This is a genomic window from Sphaerisporangium sp. NPDC004334, from assembly GCF_053602655.1.
The window spans coordinates 1-1282 of record NZ_JBSGDZ010000090.1 but is presented as its reverse complement, the minus strand read 5'-3'; the positions used below and the strand labels follow the sequence as shown (position 1 = coordinate 1282).

1 protein-coding gene is annotated in these 1282 nt (G+C 70.3%); it reads left to right on the top strand.

What is annotated here, in order from left to right:
• Positions 1 to 483 precede the first annotated feature (483 nt).
• The coding region (locus ACWEN6_RS40895; protein WP_452577603.1) for an ATP-binding protein at positions 484 to 1282 on the top strand (799 nt) is incomplete at its 3' end.

The following is a 1282-nucleotide window of genomic DNA, read 5'->3' as shown; positions in this document are numbered from 1 at the left end:
AGCCGGCGACCTCACCCGATCCCCGCCTGAAGCCGGCGGCCCCCCCGGCTCCAGCCGCCCCGGCCTCCGCCACGGGCGCCGGCTGCGTCCCCGCCGTCCGCCGTCTAATCTAGTGGCCCACCATCATCTCCATGATCGCTCTCGGTACGGCCATGCTCATCATCGCGCAGGGCCTCGCCCAGCAGGCCAAGCAGCTGAAATCGGAGGTCGACGTCTGAGGGTGGTCCTGGCCGAAGGCCAGTGCGCGTGAATCGACTGATCCAAGACTCGTATTCACTCACATCGTCGTCTCGTCGGCGACGGTCTCGCAACGACGCCAAGCGGAGATCGCTTGGTCTTGTTGTCGCACTGATCAACGCATAGGTGTTGTGTCGGTGCAGCTCGGCCAGGTGTTGATTGGGATGTTCGCCGTGGTGAGTGCTGCGCTGCGGGCTTCCCGAACCGGAACGGATCGAAGGGTGATGGCTATGTGCGGGGGCGGACATGGGTGAGGCGGCGGAGTTGACTCCGAGGCGGTTGTTCGCGGCGCGGCTGGCCGAGTTGCTGGAGGTGGCCGCGGACCTGCCGGTGAAGAGTCTGGTGGGTGAGGTGAACCGGCGGCGGCCCGCGGGGCGGGGGCGGCCGGTGAGCGGGCCGCGGATCAGCGACTGGAAACGCGGTCGCCATCTGCCGGAGTCGGAGGCGGCGTTCCTGGTGATGGTCCGGGTGCTGGTGGAGCATTGCCGGGGTCGGCGGGTGCTTGCTGAGCAGGTGAGTGCGGGTCTGCTGGATGAGGAGCAGTGGCGGCGATGGTTACGGGAGGCTCGGTCGTCTCCGCCTGATCCGGTGGCCGTCGAACCGGCCCGGGCCAAGGAGACGGCCACCAAACCGGTCCGGACGAAGGAAGCCGCCACTGAGCCGACCGGAGCGGAGCAAGCCGGCACTGAGGTCGTCGGTGCCGAGCAGGCAGCGGAGGCGTCCGAGGAGGTCGACCGGTGGGCCGGTGGGTGTCCGTATCCGGGGCTGGCGGCGTTCGAGCAGGATCAGGCGCAGGTGTTCTTCGGCCGGGAGCGGTTGACCGCGCAGTTGGTGGATGCGCTGGCCAACCGGCTGGACCGTCCGGGGATCCTGGTGGTGGCCGGGGCGTCGGGGGCGGGCAAGTCCTCGCTGGTCCACGCGGGACTGCTGCCGGCGCTCGCGGCAGGAGGGCTGAGCGCCGAGTCGGCCGGGTGGCCGGTGGCGGTGGTGCATCCGACCGCGACTCCGCGCGATGAGCTGGCGCGGGTGCTGGCCGCGCTGGCCG